This is a genomic window from Pseudomonas marginalis, assembly GCF_900105325.1.
Lineage (GTDB): Bacteria > Pseudomonadota > Gammaproteobacteria > Pseudomonadales > Pseudomonadaceae > Aquipseudomonas > Aquipseudomonas marginalis.
In genome coordinates, this window is sequence record NZ_FNSU01000003.1 from 3767404 (window position 1) to 3784588 (window position 17185).

16 protein-coding genes are annotated in these 17185 nt (G+C 60.1%); 13 read left to right on the forward strand and 3 right to left on the reverse strand.

Annotation, left to right across the window (positions count from 1 at the left end; translation table 11 throughout):
• The first annotated feature begins 130 nt into the window (after nucleotides 1-130).
• The 11 genes from BLW22_RS26860 to BLW22_RS26910 all read left to right on the forward strand — a co-directional run bounded on the left by BLW22_RS26860 (nucleotide 131) and on the right by BLW22_RS26910 (nucleotide 14178).
• On the forward strand, nucleotides 131-2944 hold the full coding sequence (locus tag BLW22_RS26860) for an LPS-assembly protein LptD (RefSeq protein ID WP_065925387.1): 2814 nt from the start codon (nucleotides 131-133) through the stop codon (nucleotides 2942-2944).
• Nucleotides 2919-4259: a peptidylprolyl isomerase gene (locus BLW22_RS26865; RefSeq protein ID WP_027605910.1), complete on the forward strand. Its 1341-nt coding sequence runs from the start codon at nucleotides 2919-2921 to the stop codon at nucleotides 4257-4259. Before BLW22_RS26860 ends, BLW22_RS26865 begins: the two co-directional genes overlap by 26 nt.
• On the forward strand, nucleotides 4256-5245 hold the full coding sequence (gene pdxA, locus BLW22_RS26870; protein WP_074847768.1) for a 4-hydroxythreonine-4-phosphate dehydrogenase PdxA: 990 nt from the start codon (nucleotides 4256-4258) through the stop codon (nucleotides 5243-5245). Before BLW22_RS26865 ends, pdxA begins: the two co-directional genes overlap by 4 nt.
• The gene (rsmA, locus tag BLW22_RS26875; RefSeq protein WP_065925389.1) at nucleotides 5242-6054 is read left to right on the forward strand and encodes a 16S rRNA (adenine(1518)-N(6)/adenine(1519)-N(6))-dimethyltransferase RsmA; all 813 of its coding nucleotides are present in this window, start codon (nucleotides 5242-5244) and stop codon (nucleotides 6052-6054) included. Before pdxA ends, rsmA begins: the two co-directional genes overlap by 4 nt.
• 103 nt (nucleotides 6055-6157) lie before the next feature.
• On the forward strand, nucleotides 6158-6538 hold the full coding sequence (apaG, locus tag BLW22_RS26880) for a Co2+/Mg2+ efflux protein ApaG (protein WP_027605913.1): 381 nt from the start codon (nucleotides 6158-6160) through the stop codon (nucleotides 6536-6538).
• The gene (locus BLW22_RS26885; RefSeq protein ID WP_074847769.1) at nucleotides 6538-7389 is read left to right on the forward strand and encodes a symmetrical bis(5'-nucleosyl)-tetraphosphatase; all 852 of its coding nucleotides are present in this window, start codon (nucleotides 6538-6540) and stop codon (nucleotides 7387-7389) included. Before apaG ends, BLW22_RS26885 begins: the two co-directional genes overlap by 1 nt.
• A gap of 9 nt (nucleotides 7390-7398) precedes the next feature.
• Nucleotides 7399-7728, forward strand: a complete 330-nt coding sequence (gene glpE, locus BLW22_RS26890) for a thiosulfate sulfurtransferase GlpE (RefSeq protein WP_065925391.1) — start codon at nucleotides 7399-7401, stop codon at nucleotides 7726-7728.
• A gap of 284 nt (nucleotides 7729-8012) precedes the next feature.
• Nucleotides 8013-9935: a PrkA family serine protein kinase gene (locus BLW22_RS26895; protein ID WP_003194732.1), complete on the forward strand. Its 1923-nt coding sequence runs from the start codon at nucleotides 8013-8015 to the stop codon at nucleotides 9933-9935.
• Between the two features lie 113 nt (nucleotides 9936-10048).
• Nucleotides 10049-11320: a YeaH/YhbH family protein gene (locus BLW22_RS26900; RefSeq protein ID WP_065925392.1), complete on the forward strand. Its 1272-nt coding sequence runs from the start codon at nucleotides 10049-10051 to the stop codon at nucleotides 11318-11320.
• On the forward strand, nucleotides 11317-12882 hold the full coding sequence (locus BLW22_RS26905) for a SpoVR family protein (RefSeq protein WP_065925393.1): 1566 nt from the start codon (nucleotides 11317-11319) through the stop codon (nucleotides 12880-12882). The genes BLW22_RS26900 and BLW22_RS26905 overlap by 4 nt, the downstream gene beginning before the upstream one ends.
• A 63-nt stretch (nucleotides 12883-12945) precedes the next feature.
• Nucleotides 12946-14178, forward strand: coding sequence for a multifunctional CCA addition/repair protein (locus tag BLW22_RS26910; RefSeq protein WP_074847770.1), 1233 nt, complete (start codon nucleotides 12946-12948; stop codon nucleotides 14176-14178).
• Here the strand turns inward: BLW22_RS26910 and folK are convergent.
• Both folK and folB read right to left on the reverse strand, forming a co-directional pair.
• Nucleotides 14161-14691, reverse strand: coding sequence for a 2-amino-4-hydroxy-6-hydroxymethyldihydropteridine diphosphokinase (gene folK / locus BLW22_RS26915; RefSeq protein ID WP_027605919.1), 531 nt, complete (start codon nucleotides 14689-14691; stop codon nucleotides 14161-14163). The two genes, BLW22_RS26910 and folK, sit on opposite strands and share 18 nt — an antisense overlap.
• Nucleotides 14682-15035, reverse strand: coding sequence for a dihydroneopterin aldolase (gene folB / locus BLW22_RS26920; protein WP_046069798.1), 354 nt, complete (start codon nucleotides 15033-15035; stop codon nucleotides 14682-14684). Before folB ends, folK begins: the two co-directional genes overlap by 10 nt.
• Nucleotides 15036-15107: 72 nt before the next feature.
• On the opposite strand from folB, the gene plsY reads away from it, so the two are divergent.
• Entirely contained in the window at nucleotides 15108-15677 is a 570-nt protein-coding gene (gene plsY, locus BLW22_RS26925) for a glycerol-3-phosphate 1-O-acyltransferase PlsY (RefSeq protein ID WP_065925396.1), read from the forward strand.
• 33 nt (nucleotides 15678-15710) lie between these two features.
• Here the strand turns inward: plsY and tsaD are convergent, their stop codons facing one another.
• Entirely contained in the window at nucleotides 15711-16736 is a 1026-nt protein-coding gene (gene tsaD, locus BLW22_RS26930) for a tRNA (adenosine(37)-N6)-threonylcarbamoyltransferase complex transferase subunit TsaD (RefSeq protein WP_074847771.1), read from the reverse strand.
• Between the two features lie 203 nt (nucleotides 16737-16939).
• Between tsaD and rpsU the strand changes: the two genes are divergently transcribed.
• Nucleotides 16940-17155 carry a 30S ribosomal protein S21 gene (rpsU, locus tag BLW22_RS26935; RefSeq protein ID WP_002551877.1) on the forward strand — a complete coding sequence of 72 codons (216 nt, stop codon included), beginning with the start codon at nucleotides 16940-16942 and terminating at the stop codon, nucleotides 17153-17155.
• Nucleotides 17156-17185 lie beyond the last annotated feature (30 nt).

Genomic DNA, 17185 nt, shown 5'->3' on the forward strand with positions numbered 1-17185 from the left:
AAAGGCGCACGTACGGTTTTTAGGGGGGAGCAGACCAGAAATGGTCTGTTCCTACCCAACTTTCAGACCATCGAGAGGCGTGCGGCCCAAACCGCGGGCAGATGGCACGCAGGAAGCCCGGACTAATAAGATGGCATTGAAATCCCCCGCGTTTCGTAGAAAATTTCCGTTGCTGGTAACCGGCAGTCTGCTGGTGATGCAACCCTTCGCCACCTCATTCGTGGTCGCCGCGGAACAGTATGACTGCTCAGTCTCTGCTTCGGGTGCCTGGGACTGCGCGCCGAAGACCGCCGCAGCCCCATTGCCACCGCGCCCGGTGCATGACGGCGCAGCCGTCAGCTCGGCCAACAGCACGGCGCAGGCCGACGCTGGCGGCAGTGCCGAAGCCGAGCCGAAGACCGCACTGGTCACCGAGTCCAAGGGCCGTGGCCTGCGTTCGCGCAGCGCCGACTACAGCCACTTGGACTGGGTGCCTCGCGAAAAGTTGACCGCAGCCCAGCTGGCGGAAACCGGTCCTTACTGCGGCGGCGCGTACATCGAGCCAACTCGTCCTGGCATGAACGACAAGACGAACAAGAGCGATGCGCCCACCTTCATCGGTGCCAAGGCCTCTCGTTACGAGCAGGAACAACAAGTCGCAACCCTGGCCGGTGACGTCGTCATGCGCCAGGGCAGCATGCAGTTGGAGTCGGAAGAAGCCAGCCTGTACCAGGCCGAGAACCGTGGCGAGCTGAACGGTAACGTGCGACTGCGCGACAACGGTGCATTGATCGTCGGCGACCACGCCCAGGTTCAACTGGATACCGGCGCGGCGCAGATCGACAACGCCGAATACGTGCTGCACAAGTCGCGTATCCGCGGTAACGCGCTGTATGCCAAACGCGCCGAAAACGCGATCATCCGCCTCAAGGACGGTACGTACACCACCTGCGAGCCGGACAGCAATGCCTGGCAGCTCAGGGGCAACAACATCACGTTGAACCCGGCCACCGGTTTCGGTACGGCCACCAACGCGACGCTGCGGATCAAGAACATTCCGATCCTGTACACCCCTTACATCTACTTCCCGATCGACGACCGTCGTCAGTCCGGCTTCCTGCCTCCGAGCTTCAGCACCGGCGGCGAAACCGGCTTTACCCTGGTCACGCCGTACTACTTCAACCTGGCGCCAAACTACGACGCCACGTTGTACCCGCAATACATGACCAAGCGCGGCATGATGATGGAAGGCGAATTCCGCTACCTCACCAAGTCCAGCGAAGGCCAGTTCGGCGGCGCGTACCTGAACGACGACAACGACGAACGCAAGAAGCAGACCGACTACGAAAAAACCCGCTACATGCTCAATTGGCAGCACAAGGGCGGGCTGGATTCGCGTGTACTGACCCAGGTCGACTACACCACGATCAGTGACCCTTACTACTTCCAGGACCTCAAGTCCTACCAGGAAGGTGTCGAGAGCCGCGACTACGTCAACCAGCAGGGCTCCGTGGCTTATCGCGGTGACACCTTCCAGGCACGCCTGAACCTGCAGGCTTACCAGTTGGCAACGATCTCCCAGGTCACGCCGTATAACCGCCTGCCGCAGATCACCTTCAACGGTACCCTGCCTTATCATCCGGGTGGCTTGAACTTCAGTTATGAGACCGAAGCCGTACGCTTTGATCGCGACCTGGAAAACGGCAATTTCAGCAATGAGAACGGGGACATCGAGCGCCGCCTCGACACTTATGTCCGCGGTCTTACCCGTGCCAATGGCACGCGCCTGAACGTAGCGCCGGCTGTCGAGTACCCGATGAACTGGACCTACGGCTTTGTAACGCCGAAGCTCAAGTACGTGTACACCAAGTACGACCTGGACCTGGATAACATCGGCAAGAACCAGATCCTTGTTGATCAGGCTGCAGCAGTGGCAGCCGGTACCCAGTACGCGGGCGGCACCTTCAAGAGCTCCCAGGACCGTGCGGTTCCGGTGGCCAGCGTCGACAGCGGCCTGTATTTCGATCGCAACACCAACTGGTTCGGCAAGGATTATCGCCAGACCCTCGAGCCGCGCGCGTTCTACCTGTACGTGCCGAACAAGGACCAGGCCGATATCCCGGTCTTCGACACCAGCGAATACTCGTTCAGCTACGCGTCACTGTTCCGCGACAACCGCTTCAGCGGCTCCGACCGTATCGGCGACGAGAACAAGCTGTCCCTGGGCTTGACCAGCCGGTGGATCGAAGAAAACGGTTTCGAGCGTCAACGCGTATCCGTGGGACAGGCTTTGTACTTCAAGGATCGTGAAGTACAACTGCCTGGTATCCTGGCGGCCGACCGTGCCGATGCACAGTCCGACGTATCGCCCGTTGCCCTGGACTACGAGTTCCGCTTCAACCGCGACTGGCGCGCCACTGCCGACTACAACTGGGACACCGAGGAGCACAGCCCTCGTTCCGGTAGCGCGATGCTTCACTACCAGCCGGAAGACAACCCGAACAAGATCATCAACGTCGGTTATCGCTATCGTAACGACCAGGTCGTCTACAACCAGTTGACCGGCAAATGGCAGTTCGGTGGCGACTACGGTCAACCAGGCGATCCGAACTACGTGAAGGATTACTACAAAATCCAACAACACGACTTCTCGATGATGTGGCCGATCATTCCCCAGTGGAACCTGATCACCCGCTGGCAGTATGACTACGCTCGCAACCGTACCCTGGAAGCCTTCGGTGGTTTCGAGTACGACAACTGCTGCTGGAAACTGCGCGTCATCAACCGTTACTGGGTTTCCAACGACGAATACAGCCAGATCGCCCCGCTTAACGAAAAGGGTGACCACGGGCTCTTCCTGCAGATCGTCCTCAAAGGACTCGGCGGCCTGACCGGCGCCAAGGTAGAGAGCTTCCTCGACAAAGGCATTGAAGGTTATCGTGAACGTGAAGACCAAGCTTTCTGATTGTCTGCGCCCGCTAGTGCTGGGCGCGCTGTTCCTGGGCACCGTATCGGCTCACGCTGCGGTTCAGCAACTGGATAAAGTAGTGGCCATCGTCGATAACGACGTGATCATGCAAAGCCAACTGGACCAGCGCGTCAAGGAAGTGCAGCAAACCATCGCCAAGCGTGGCGGTGGCGTGCCACCGACCAGCGTGCTGGACCAGCAGGTACTGGAACGCCTGATCGTCGAAAACCTGCAACTGCAGATCGGCGAGCGTTCCGGCATCCGCATTTCGGACGAAGAACTGAACCAGGCGGTCGGCACCATCGCTCAGCGCAACAACATGAGCATTGATCAATTCCGCGCGGCCCTGGCCCACGATGGTCTTTCGTATGAAGACGCCCGTGACCAGATCCGCCGCGAAATGATCATCAGCCGTGTGCGCCAGCGTCGCGTTGCCGAGCGGGTCCAGGTATCCGAGCAGGAAGTGAAGAACTTCCTGGCCTCGGACCTGGGCAAGATGCAGCTTTCCGAAGAACTGCACCTGGCCAATATCCTGATTCCGACGCCGGACAGTGCCAACTCCGAGCAACTGAATGCGGCGGCGGCGAAAACCCAGGCTATCTATGATCGCCTGAAAGCCGGCGCTGACTTTGCCCAGATGGCCATTGCCCAGTCCGGCAGCGACAACGCCCTTGAAGGTGGTGATATGGGCTGGCGTAAAGCTGCTCAACTGCCACCTCCGTTCGACCGTGAACTGAGTGCCATGGAAGTGGGTGGCATCACCCAGCCAGCCCGCACCCCAGGCGGCTTCATCATCCTGAAGTTGCTGGAACGTCGCGGTGGCGAGACCTCGCTGAAAGACGAAGTGCATGTTCGTCATATCCTGGTCAAACCAAGCGAAATCCGCACCGAGGCCCAAACCAAGGAACTGGCCCAGAAGATCTATGACCGCATCGAAAGCGGTGAAGACTTCGCCACCCTGGCCAAGAGCTTCTCGGAAGACCCGGGTTCCGCCCTCAACGGCGGCGACCTGAACTGGATCGACCCGAAAGCCCTGGTGCCTGAGTTCCAGCAGGTAATGGCCGATACTCCGCAAGGCGTACTGTCCAAGCCGTTCAAGACCCAATATGGCTGGCATGTACTGGAAGTCCTTGGTCGTCGTGCCACCGACAACACCAGCCAGGCCCGCGAGCAGCAGGCGCTGAACGTACTGCGTAACCGCAAATACGACGAAGAGCTGCAAACCTGGCTGCGTCAGATCCGTGACGAAGCCTACGTGGAAAACAAGCTGCCAGGCGCCGAGCAAACAGGCACCGACCAGGCAGCTCCGTGAAACCCCAGCGTTTCGCCGTGACACCCGGCGAGCCGGCCGGCATTGGTCCAGACCTGTGCCTGCTGCTCGCCTCGCACCCCCAGCCGCACCCCCTGATTGCCATTACCAGCCGCGACCTGCTCCTTGAGCGGGCCGCGCAGCTGGGTGTGGTCGTCAGTCTGCTGGACGTGGCACCGGGCAACTGGCCCGACCTGCCGGCGCCCGCCGGCAGCTTGTATGTGTGGGACACCCCGCTGCAAGCCAAGGTCGTTGCCGGTCAACTCGACAAGGCCAATGCGGCGTTCGTCCTGGAAACCCTGACCCGCGCGGGGCAAGGCTGCATCGACGGCGACTTCGCCGGCATGATCACCGCGCCGGTCCACAAGGGCGTGATCAACGAATCGGGCATTGCGTTTTCCGGCCACACCGAGTTCCTGGCCGAGCTGACCAACACCGCTCAAGTCGTCATGATGCTGGCCACACGCGGCCTGCGGGTCGCCCTGGTGACCACGCACCTGCCATTGCGCGACATTGCCGACGCCATCACCGCCGAGCGTGTGGAGCGCGTTACGCGCATCCTGCATGCCGACCTGCAACAAAAATTCGGCATCGCCCAACCGCGCATCCTGGTCTGCGGGCTCAACCCCCACGCCGGCGAAGGCGGACACTTGGGCCATGAAGAAATCGACATCATTGAACCAACCCTGGAGCGTCTGCGCCTGGAAGGCATGGACCTGCGTGGCCCACTGCCAGCAGACACTCTGTTTACCCCCAAATATCTGGAGCACTGCGACGCAGTGCTGGCGATGTACCATGACCAGGGGCTGCCCGTGCTGAAGTACAAAGGCTTCGGCGCCGCAGTCAACGTGACACTGGGCCTGCCGATCATCCGCACCTCCGTCGACCATGGCACCGCCCTGGACCTGGCAGGCAGCGGCAAGATCGATACCGGCAGCCTGCACGTGGCCCTGGAAACCGCCTATCAGATGGCCGAGACCCGTATATGACCGAGCATTACCAACACCGGGCGCGCAAGCGCTTCGGGCAAAACTTCCTGCACGACGCAGGCGTGATCGACCGTATCCTGCGCTCCATCCATGCCAAGCCAGAAGACCGCCTGCTGGAAATCGGCCCGGGCCAGGGCGCGCTGACCCAAGGCTTGCTCGCCAGTGGCGGCCAACTGGACGTGGTGGAACTGGACAAGGACCTGATCCCGATCCTCAACCAGCAGTTCGCCGGCAAGCCCAACTTCAACCTGCATCAGGGCGATGCACTGAAGTTCGACTTCAATACCCTCAACGCCGCGCCTAATAGCCTGCGTGTGGTGGGTAACCTGCCGTACAACATCTCCACACCGCTGATTTTCCACCTGCTGAACAACGCCGGGATCATCCGCGACATGCACTTCATGCTGCAAAAAGAAGTGGTGGAACGCCTGGCTGCCGGCCCTGGTGGTGGTGATTGGGGCCGATTGTCGATCATGGTTCAGTACCACTGCCGCGTCGAACACCTGTTCAATGTCGGCCCGGGCGCATTCAACCCGCCGCCGAAGGTCGATTCGGCCATCGTGCGCCTGGTGCCTCACGCCGTGCTGCCACACCCGGCCAAGGATCACAAATTGCTGGAACGCGTGGTGCGTGAGGCGTTCAACCAGCGCCGCAAGACCCTGCGCAACACACTCAAGGCCCTGCTGAGCAACGCCGAGATCGAAGCAGCCGGCGTCGACGGCAGCCTGCGTCCCGAGCAACTGGACCTCGCCGCGTTCGTGCGCCTGGCCGACCAACTTGCCATCCAGCCTGCGCCAGTCGCCGACTGAACCCCCCAGGCATGGCCAGACACATGTCTGGCCTAGTGCCCACCTCTTGGCCTAGACTGATCCGCATCTGCTGTCCTCCGCTTTTGCTTTTAAGGCCTCTTGCATGTCCGATCCTCGCTACCAGATCGACGTCAGCGTCGTCACCCGCTTCCTCGCGGACCAATCGCAACCTGAACAGAACCGCTTCGCCTTTGCCTACACCATCACGGTGAAAAACAACGGGCAGGTGCCGGCCAAGCTGCTGTCACGCCACTGGGTGATCACCGACGGTGACGGTCAGGTCGAGGAAGTTCGCGGCGCAGGCGTTGTCGGCCAGCAACCGTTGATCGACATTGGCGCCAGCCACACTTACAGCAGCGGCACGGTAATGACCTCCAAGGTCGGCACCATGCAAGGCTCGTATCAGATGAAAGCCACTGATGGCAAACTGTTCGACGCCATCATCAAGCCTTTCCGCCTCGCCGTACCAGGCGCCCTGCACTGATGGCAACGTACGCGGTCGGCGACCTGCAAGGCTGTCTGGAGCCTCTCAAGTGCCTGCTTGAACGGGTGGCCTTCGACCCGGCCAACGATCGCCTGTGGCTGGTCGGCGACCTGGTCAATCGCGGCCCCGAGTCCCTGGAAACGCTACGTTACCTGTATAGCCTGCGGGATTCCCTGGTGTGCGTACTGGGCAACCATGACCTGCACCTGCTGGCGGCCGGCAATAACATCGAGCGCCTGAAAAAGGGCGATACCCTGCGCGAAATCCTCGAAGCGCCAGATCGCGCACAACTGCTTGACTGGCTGCGTCGGCAAAAGATCATGCATTACGACGAAAGCCGCAATATGGCCTTGGTCCATGCCGGTATCCCGCCGCAGTGGACGCTGAAAAAAGCCCTCAAGTGCGCCGCCGAAGTCGAAAACGCCCTGGCCGATGACAGCCTGTACACCGCCTACCTCGACGGCATGTATGGCAACGAGCCAGTGAAGTGGGACAACGACCTTACCGGCGTCGCCCGCCTGCGGGTGATTACCAACTATTTCACACGCATGCGCTTCTGCACCGCCGAGGGCAAGCTGGACCTCAAGAGCAAGGAAGGCGCCGACACGGCACTGCCCGGCTACAAACCATGGTTTGCCCACAAGGAACGCAAGACCCGCGACACCAGGATCATCTTTGGTCACTGGGCCGCCCTTGAAGGCAAGTGCGACGAACCTGGCGTGTTTGCCCTCGACACCGGCTGCGTGTGGGGCGGCGCCATGACCCTGATGAACATCGACACCGGCGAGCGCCACGGCTGCCAGTGCCAACCCACTCCTCCCGTTACCCTGCCGGCTGCAGCCAAGCCATAGGAGCCCGCCATGAGCGAATTCAAACGTATCCCTCCCGAACAAGCCCAGGCCCTGCGCGAGCAAGGTGCAGTGGTGGTCGATATCCGCGACCAGCCTACTTACGCCGCCGCCCATATCGCTGGCGCCCAGCATCTGGACAACGTCAACATCGCTGATTTCATCCGTGCCGCCGACCTTGATGCACCGCTGATCGTGGCCTGCTACCACGGCAATTCCAGCCAGAGCGCAGCCGCCTATCTGGTCAGCCAGGGCTTCTCCGACGTCTACAGCCTGGACGGCGGCTTTGAGCTGTGGCGTACGACGTATCCTGCAGAAATTGCCTCCGGCGATTCGCAATAATTTTTTTCACACCCCGCTACCCCGCGTGACGCTTGGGCTCGCGCCGTTTCTGACGAACGGCGCAGCCAAACTAATTGCTCATCATCCCTTGCCCTCTCCGATTCCGACTATCCTTAAGCGCAGGCCATCCGAATCAGGGGAGAGCCGGTACACCGGCGTACGGGTCATCGGTAGCGTTTCAGGGTGTTCTGGGGGGAAAACAGCCATTGGCGTTCGCCAATGACTGCCAGCATCGACTGATAGATCCGGCGTCGGCTCCACGTATCGAGCGAGGTGACGACGTCATGAGTATTTTCAGCCACTTCCAACAACGCTTCGCGTCCACACAGCAGGAAGAACTCACGCTGCAAGAGTATCTCGAGCTGTGCAAGCAGGACCGCAGCACCTACGCATCTGCCGCCGAACGCCTGTTATTGGCGATCGGCGAGCCGGAGCTGGTGGAAACCGCCAATAATTCGCGCCTGTCGCGAATATTTTCCAACAAGGTGATCCGCCGCTATCCGGCCTTTGAAGACTTCCATGGGATGGAAGAATGCATCGACCAGATCGTCTCCTACTTCCGCCACGCCGCCCAAGGCCTGGAAGAGAAGAAACAGATCCTCTACCTGCTCGGCCCCGTTGGCGGTGGTAAATCGTCCCTCGCCGAAAAACTCAAGCAACTGATCGAGAAGGTGCCCTTCTACGCCATCAAGGGCTCGCCGGTCTTCGAATCGCCCCTGGGCCTGTTCAACGCCACGGAAGATGGCGCGATCCTCGAAGAAGACTTCGGTATCCCACGACGCTACCTCAACACCATCATGTCGCCCTGGGCCACCAAGCGCCTGGCCGAGTTCGGCGGCGACATCAGCCAGTTCCGCGTGGTGAAACTCTACCCGTCGATCCTCAATCAGATCGGCGTGGCCAAGACCGAACCGGGCGATGAGAACAACCAGGACATCTCGGCGCTGGTGGGCAAGGTCGATATCCGCAAGCTGGAGGAATTCCCGCAGAACGACGCCGACGCCTACAGCTACTCGGGCGCGTTGTGCCGGGCCAACCAGGGCCTGATGGAATTCGTGGAAATGTTCAAGGCGCCGATCAAGGTGCTGCACCCACTGCTCACCGCCACCCAGGAAGGCAACTACAACAGTACCGAAGGCCTGGGCGCGATTCCGTTCACCGGGATCCTGCTGGCCCACTCCAACGAATCGGAATGGCACACCTTCCGCAACAACAAGAACAATGAAGCCTTCATCGACCGGATCTACATCGTCAAGGTGCCGTACTGCCTGCGGGTCAGCGATGAAATCAAGATCTACGACAAGCTGCTGTTCAACAGCTCCCTGGCCAAGGCCCACTGCGCACCCGACACACTGAAGATGCTCGCCCAGTTCACCGTGCTGTCGCGTCTCAAGGAGCCGGAAAACTCGAATATCTATTCGAAGATGCGCGTGTACGACGGCGAGAACCTCAAGGACACCGATCCCAAGGCCAAGTCGATCCAGGAATATCGCGACACAGCGGGCGTGGATGAAGGCATGAACGGCCTGTCGACGCGCTTTGCGTTCAAGATCCTGTCCAAGGTCTTCAATTTCGACCCCCATGAGATCGCCGCCAACCCGGTGCACCTGCTGTATGTGCTGGAGCAGCAGATCGAACAGGAACAATTCCAGGCCGAAACCCGCGAACGCTACCTGCGCTTCCTCAAGGAATACCTCGCGCCGCGCTACATCGAGTTTATCGGCAAGGAAATTCAGACCGCGTACCTGGAGTCCTACAGCGAGTACGGCCAGAACATCTTCGACCGCTACGTGCTGTATGCGGACTTCTGGATCCAGGACCAGGAATACCGCGACCCGGAAACCGGCGAAATCCTCAACCGCGTAGCCCTCAACGAAGAATTGGAGAAGATCGAGAAACCCGCCGGCATCAGCAATCCGAAGGATTTCCGCAACGAAATCGTCAACTTCGTACTGCGTGCCCGCGCTAACAACAACGGCAAGAACCCTACCTGGCTCAGCTACGAGAAGCTGCGGGTGGTCATCGAGAAGAAAATGTTCTCCAACACCGAGGATCTGCTGCCGGTCATCAGCTTCAATGCCAAGGCCAGCAAGGAGGACCAGCAAAAACACAACGACTTCGTCACACGAATGGTCGAGCGCGGCTACACCGACAAACAGGTACGACTGCTCTCCGAGTGGTACCTGCGGGTACGCAAATCGCAGTAAGGCAGCGATGGGCGTCAACTGCCAGGTCATGGGCCTGGCAGTTGACCGCTTGTCTCTAAGCTTCCAGCTCGCCGCTTGAAGCTTGTAACGTGAAGCTGCCCGGAGGGCTCCTCATGAGCTATGTGATCGACCGACGCCTTAATGGCAAGAACAAGAGCACGGTAAACCGCCAGCGTTTCCTGCGGCGTTACCGTGACCACATCAAAAAGGCCGTTGAAGAGGCCGTCAGCCGCCGCTCCATTACAGACATGGAGCATGGCGAACAAATCAGCATTCCCGGACGCGACATCGACGAACCGGTGCTGCACCACGGCCGGGGCGGCAAGCAGACCGTCGTACACCCCGGCAATAAAGAGTTCACCACCGGCGAGCATATCCAGCGCCCGCAGGGCGGTGGCGGTGGCAAAGGCCCGGGCAAGGCCGGTAACTCCGGCGAAGGCATGGACGAGTTCGTGTTCCAGATCACCCAGGAAGAATTCCTCGAGTTCATGTTCGAAGACCTGGAACTGCCCAACCTGGTGAAGCGTAACCTGACCGGCACCGATACCTTCAAGACCGTACGCGCCGGGATCAGCAACGAAGGCAACCCCTCTCGAATCAACATCATCCGCACGCTGCGCTCGGCCCATGCACGGCGTATCGCCCTGTCGGGCAGCAGCCGCGCCAAATTGAGGACGGCAAAGGAAGAGTTGGCGCGTTTAAAGCGCGAAGAGCCAGACAACTTCGGCGATATCCAGGAAATCGAGGCGGAAATAGAGAAACTCAGCGCGCGTATCCACCGCGTGCCGTTCCTCGATACCTTTGACCTCAAGTACAACCTGCTGGTCAAGCAGCCCAACCCCAGCTCAAAAGCCGTGATGTTCTGCCTGATGGACGTGTCAGGCTCAATGACCCAGGCGACCAAGGACATCGCCAAGCGTTTCTTTATCCTGCTGTACCTGTTCCTGAAGCGGAACTACGACAAGATCGACGTGGTGTTCATCCGCCATCACACCAGCGCACGGGAAGTGGATGAGGAGGAGTTCTTCTACTCGAGGGAAACCGGCGGCACCATCGTGTCCAGCGCCTTGAAGCTGATGCAGGAGATCATGGCCGAGCGCTACCCGGCCAACGAGTGGAATATCTACGCGGCCCAGGCCTCCGACGGCGACAACTGGAACGACGATTCGCCGATCTGTCGCGACATCCTGATCAACCACATCATGCCGTTTGTGCAGTACTACACTTACGTCGAAATCACCCCCCGTGAGCACCAGGCCCTGTGGTTTGAATACGAGCGCATCGGCGAAGCCTTTGCCGACACGTTCGCCCAGCAGCAACTGGTCTCGGCCGGCGATATCTATCCGGTCTTCCGTGAACTCTTCCAGCGCAGGTTAGTGACATGACCGCCAAAAAAGAGACTAAGCGCCAACCCATTTCCACCGGCTCCGAGTGGACCTTTGAACTGATCCAGGCCTATGACCGGGAAATCAGCCGCATCGCGGCGGGTTATGCCCTGGACACCTACCCCAACCAGATCGAAGTGATCACGGCCGAACAGATGATGGATGCCTATGCTTCCGTCGGCATGCCCCTGGGTTACCACCACTGGTCGTACGGCAAACACTTCCTCAGTACCGAAAAGTCGTACACCCGGGGGCAGATGGGGCTGGCCTACGAGATCGTGATCAACTCCGACCCGTGCATCGCCTACCTGATGGAAGAAAACACCATCTGCATGCAGGCGCTGGTGGTGGCCCATGCCTGCTATGGGCACAACAGCTTCTTCAAGGGCAACTATCTGTTCCGCACCTGGACCGACGCCAGCTCGATCATCGATTACCTGGTGTTTGCCAAGCAGTACATCATGCAGTGCGAGGAGCGCCACGGTATCGACGCCGTGGAGGACTTGCTCGACTCCTGCCATGCCCTGATGAACTATGGCGTCGACCGCTACAAGCGCCCGTACCCTATTTCTGCCGAGGAAGAGCGCCTGCGCCAGAAGGAGCGCGAAGAGCACCTGCAGAAGCAGATCAACGACCTGTGGCGCACCATTCCCAAACGCGCCGGCAAGAACAGCGACAAGGACAACGCGCGATTCCCCTCCGAACCACAGGAAAACATCCTGTACTTCCTGGAAAAGCACGCACCGCTGCTGGAGCCGTGGCAACGGGAAATCGTGCGTATCGTACGCAAGATCGCCCAGTACTTTTACCCACAGCGCCAGACCCAGGTGATGAACGAAGGTTGGGCGACGTTCTGGCACTACACGCTGATGAACGACCTGTACGACGAAGGCCTGGTCACCGACGGCTTCATGATGGAGTTCCTGACGTCCCACACCAGCGTGGTGTTCCAACCCGGCTTCGACAGCCCGTATTACAGCGGGATCAACCCTTACGCGCTGGGTTTTGCCATGTACCGCGATATTCGGCGCATGTGCGAACACCCCACCGATGAGGACCGCCGCTGGTTCCCGGAAATCGCCGGCAGTGACTGGCTGTCGACGATCAAGTTCGCCATGAGCAGCTTCAAGGATGAGAGCTTTATCCTGCAGTACCTCTCACCCCAGGTGATCCGCGACCTCAAACTGTTCAGCATCCTGGATGATGACCTCAAGGATGACCTGGTGGTGCCGGCCATCCACGATGAACCCGGCTACCGCACCATCCGTGAAACCCTGGCGGCGCAATACAACCTGGGCAACCGTGAGCCCAACGTGCAGATCTACAGCATCGATGTGCGCGGCGACCGCTCGCTGACCCTGCGCCACCAGCAGCACGACCGCAAACCCCTGGGCGAATCCACCGAAGAAGTGCTCAAGCACCTGCATCGGCTCTGGGGCTTCGACATCCACCTGGAAACCCTGCAGGGCGACCAAGTGATGAAGACCCACCATGTACCACCGCGCAACGATCACAACGACAACGACTACGGCCGCCTGGACCTGGCCGTCGTTCATCTCTGAAACAGCAAAGCCTCCATTGGCCAGGCACAGGCGGTATCCTGTGCCGCTAATGGAGGCTTTTTCATGAAAATCTACAAAGTCGGCGGCGCCGTGCGTGACCGCCTGCTGGGCATCAAGGTCACCGATGTCGACCGCGTGGTCGTCGGCGCGAGCACCGAAGAGATGCTCGCCAAGGGCTTCAAGCCAGTGGGTTCGGACTTCCCGGTGTTCCTGGACCCGAAAAACGGCGATGAGTACGCCCTGGCCCGCACCGAGCGCAAGAGTGGTCGGGGTTACGGTGGTTTTGTGTTTCACGCCAGCCCCGAGGTGACGCTGGAAGAAGACCTGATCCGTCGCGACCTGACCATCAACGCCATGGCCGAAGACGACGACGGTAACTTGACTGATCCGTATCACGGCCAGCGCGACCTTGAGTCCCGCATACTTCGTCACGTTTCCCCCGCATTCGCCGAAGATCCACTCAGAGTTCTGCGTGTCGCCCGTTTTGCCGCGCGCTACGCACACCTGGGTTTTACGGTAGCACCGGAGACACTGGAGCTGATGCGTCAACTCAGCGAGTCCGGTGAATTGGAAGCCCTGACCCCGGAGCGCAGCTGGAAAGAAATCTCCAGGGCGTTGATGGAAGATCAGCCCCAGGTGTTTATCCAGATACTTCGGGACTGTAATGCGCTGAAAACCTTGATGCCGGAAGTCGATGCATTGTTCGGCGTGCCACAGCCCGAAGCCCATCACCCCGAGATAGATACTGGCGTGCACACCTTGGGCGTGCTGGAACAAGCTGCGTTGCACAAACAGCCCCTGACCGTACGCTGGGCCTGCCTGCTGCATGACCTGGGCAAGGGCCTGACGCCTGTGGATAAGTTACCGCAGCACATCGCTCATGAGCATCGAGGCTTGAAGCTGATCAAGGCCGTCAATGAGCGCTTCAAAGTGCCAAGGGATTGCCAGGAATTGGCGCTGTTGGTGGGCCAGTATCACACCCACGGTCATCGCGCGCTGGAGCTGAAAGCCTCGACGTTGCTGGAGTTGCTGCAAAGTTTTGACGTATACCGCAGGCCACAGCGCTTTGAGGAGTTTGTGGTCGCCTGCGAAATGGATGCCCGGGGCCGCAAGGGGCTGGAGCGAAGAAGTTATCCACAGGCGGATTACTTACGCGGCGCGGCGAAAGCAGCGCGCGAGGTTGCTGTTTCGCCACTGCTTGAGCGGGGATTCAAGGGGCCGGAGTTGGGCGAGGCGCTCAAGCGTGAACGACTCAGGGCACTCAAAGCCTACAAGGAACTACACAAACCCTTGTAGGAGCGAGTCCGGGGTGAGTTGCTGGCCCTGCCATTCAAACCCGACAGGCGCCAGCACCTGATCAATCTGAGCATCACGCCACAACGCAGCCATCGTCTTGCCCGCTTCAGGGTGCACCCGGTCCGGCGCCATCATCGACAGCGGCCACAGCACAAAGGCATTTTTCAGGATCTCCGCCCGCGGCAGGATCAAACCATCGAAGTCACCCACCAACTCGCCGTACAGCAGCACGTCGATATCCAGCGGCAGGCCTTTGCGATCCGGCGCATAGCGGCCATTGTCAGCCTCGATGGATTTCAACCGACGATCCAACTCCATCAATGACAGGTCGGTATAGGCCGACACCACCAGATTGAAGAATGGCCCGCTTTTGATGCCCACCGGCTGGCTCTCGAACACCGCCGAGCAGCGCATATCCGTAAGGAAACTCGCCAACGCGTCGAGACCGGCGCGCAGGTGGGGCTCGCGCTCGATATTACTACCGAGGCCAAGGTAAACCTGAGTCAGCGACATCCGCGCTCAATCTCCACGCCTACACCCTTGGCAGCCGGCACTGCGCCGGGCTTGGTCAGCTTGAGGTGCAGCCAGGGAATCTGGAACTCGCTCATCAGCACTTCGGCCAGGCGTTCGGCAAAGGTCTCGACCAGCTGGTACTGGGACTGCTCGGCAAAGGCCTGGATCCGCGCGGACACACTGGCGTAATCCAGTGCCAGGGCCAGGTCGTCGCCAGCCGCAGCCGGGCGGTTATCCCAAGCGAAGCTCAGGTCCAGGCGCAGGCATTGGCGGATCCCGCGCTCCCAGTCGTAGGCCCCGATCACGGTGTCGACTTCCAGGCCTTCGATAAACACTCTGTCCAAGCTCTTCTCCGCAGCACGACAAGGGCGCGATGCCCCGTTAGAATCAGGGCATCCTCGCCCGGAATAGTTAGCATGTTTTGGTCACTGGCGATTCTCGCCTACCTGCTCGGCTCGCTGTCCTTCGCCATTTTGCTCAGCCGCCTGACGGGAAATCCCGACCCGCGAATGAGTGGTTCAGGCAATGCCGGCGCCACCAATATGTTGCGCCTGGCCGGCAAGAAGCTCGCCGTACTGACGCTGCTGGGCGACGTATGCAAGGGCCTGTTGCCCGTACTGATCGCCAGCCTCGCCGGCCTGACCCTACAGCAGCAGGCCTGGGTGGGCGTGTGCGCCGTCCTCGGCCATCTGTTTCCCCTGTACTTCCGTTTTCGCGGTGGTAAAGGTGTCGCCACGGCAGCCGGCATGCTGCTGGGGATCTACCCGCCGGCGGCGTTGCTGGCCGTGCTCGCCTGGCTGCTGACGTTCTACCTGACCCGCACCAGCTCGCTGGCAGCTCTGATCGCCACACCGCTCACCCTGCCGTTGCTGGCCTGGCAGGAACCGGCGGCGCTGCTGCCGATGAGCGTGCTGACACTGCTGATCGTCTGGCGACACCGGGGCAATCTACGCGACCTGTTTGCCGGGCGCGAACGGCATTTTTAAATACCGCCAATGAGCCCGACTCACGTTGCACTCTTACAAGGGCGGCAGCTGCTCCATCGGCCAGCGCGCCTGCACGCTGATCGCCAGGCTTTCGTGCTGCCCCGCCTGCAGGCGCTGACAACCGGCATAGGCGATCATCGCGCCGTTGTCGGTGCAGAACTCAGGGCGGGCGTAGAACACATCACCCTTCATATCACCAAGCATCTTTTCCAATGAACTGCGCAACGCCTTGTTGGCGCTGACGCCACCGGCGATCACCAGGCGCTTCATGCCGGTCTGTTTCAGGGCACGCTTGCACTTGATGGTCAAAGTCTCCACCACGGCCTGCTGGAACGCCAGCGCGATGTCGCAACGGGCTTGCTCACTGTCGTCCCCGGCGCTGACACTGTGCTGCCAGGTATTCAACGCGGAGGTTTTCAAGCCGCTGAAGCTGAACATCAGACCAGGGCGATCGCACATCGGGCGCGGGAAGGTGTAGCGACCGACAACGCCTTTTTCGGCCAGGCGGGCGATTTCCGGCCCACCCGGGTAATTGAGGCCCATCATCTTCGCGGTCTTGTCGAAAGCTTCGCCGGCGGCGTCGTCCAAGGACTCGCCCAACAGCGTGTATTGACCGATTCCGTCGACCTGGACCAGCTGCGTATGCCCGCCCGAAACCAACAAAGCGACGAACGGGAACTGCGGCGGGTTTTCTTCCAGCATCGGCGCCAGTAAATGGCCTTCCATATGGTGCACGCCGAGGGCCGGAATGCCCCAGGCAAAAGCCAGCGCCTGGGCACAAGAGGCGCCAACCAGAAGGGCTCCGACCAATCCAGGGCCCGCCGTATAGGCAATCGCATCGATCTCGGTCGGCACGCAACCGGCCTCGTCCAACACCTGGCGAATCAACGGCAGCATACGTTTGACGTGATCACGACTGGCCAGCTCCGGCACAACGCCGCCATAGGCCCGATGCAAGTCGATCTGACTGAACAGTGCATCGGCCAAGAGCCCGCGTTCACTGTCGTAAAGTGCGACACCGGTTTCGTCGCAGGAGGTTTCAAGTCCCAGTACTAGCATGGGTTTGCGCCTTGTAGAGGCTGAATTCGAAGGCGCGCATAATAGTCGCCACTCCCCCTCCCGACTAGCGGTTTTCGATCAGAGGCTTTGCATTCCTGCCAATGAGGGGTTAACATCCGCAACCCTTAAAAACCGACGACCTCAGCCGCGAATTTTTTGCGACGAGAACGTTGATTCCCGGTAATGAAAGAAGGTAGCTCTGGATGCCAGCCGTCAAAGTAAAAGAGAACGAACCCTTCGACGTAGCTCTGCGTCGTTTCAAGCGCTCCTGCGAAAAAGCCGGTGTTCTGGCTGAAGTTCGTAGCCGCGAATTTTATGAGAAGCCAACTTCTGAGCGTAAGCGTAAAGCAGCAGCCGCTGTTAAGCGTCACGCCAAGAAAGTTCAGCGCGAACAGCGCCGCGCCGTTCGTCTGTACTAATACACAGACGTTCGTAGCAAGCTTCTGCCA

What these genes read in the sequence shown, in the direction of transcription:
- BLW22_RS26860 (WP_065925387.1), top strand. Translation starts at nt 131, where the DNA reads ATGGCATTGAAATCCCCCGCGTTTCGTAGAAAATTTCCGTTGCTGGTA.
- rsmA (WP_065925389.1), top strand. Translation starts at nt 5,242, where the DNA reads ATGACCGAGCATTACCAACACCGGGCGCGCAAGCGCTTCGGGCAAAAC.
- apaG (WP_027605913.1), top strand. Translation starts at nt 6,158, where the DNA reads ATGTCCGATCCTCGCTACCAGATCGACGTCAGCGTCGTCACCCGCTTC.
- BLW22_RS26885 (WP_074847769.1), top strand. Translation starts at nt 6,538, where the DNA reads ATGGCAACGTACGCGGTCGGCGACCTGCAAGGCTGTCTGGAGCCTCTC.
- glpE (WP_065925391.1), top strand. Translation starts at nt 7,399, where the DNA reads ATGAGCGAATTCAAACGTATCCCTCCCGAACAAGCCCAGGCCCTGCGC.
- BLW22_RS26895 (WP_003194732.1), top strand. Translation starts at nt 8,013, where the DNA reads ATGAGTATTTTCAGCCACTTCCAACAACGCTTCGCGTCCACACAGCAG.
- BLW22_RS26900 (WP_065925392.1), top strand. Translation starts at nt 10,049, where the DNA reads ATGAGCTATGTGATCGACCGACGCCTTAATGGCAAGAACAAGAGCACG.
- BLW22_RS26905 (WP_065925393.1), top strand. Translation starts at nt 11,317, where the DNA reads ATGACCGCCAAAAAAGAGACTAAGCGCCAACCCATTTCCACCGGCTCC.
- BLW22_RS26910 (WP_074847770.1), top strand. Translation starts at nt 12,946, where the DNA reads ATGAAAATCTACAAAGTCGGCGGCGCCGTGCGTGACCGCCTGCTGGGC.
- folK (WP_027605919.1), bottom strand. Translation starts at nt 14,691, where the DNA reads ATGTCGCTGACTCAGGTTTACCTTGGCCTCGGTAGTAATATCGAGCGC.
- plsY (WP_065925396.1), top strand. Translation starts at nt 15,108, where the DNA reads ATGTTTTGGTCACTGGCGATTCTCGCCTACCTGCTCGGCTCGCTGTCC.
- tsaD (WP_074847771.1), bottom strand. Translation starts at nt 16,736, where the DNA reads ATGCTAGTACTGGGACTTGAAACCTCCTGCGACGAAACCGGTGTCGCA.
- rpsU (WP_002551877.1), top strand. Translation starts at nt 16,940, where the DNA reads ATGCCAGCCGTCAAAGTAAAAGAGAACGAACCCTTCGACGTAGCTCTG.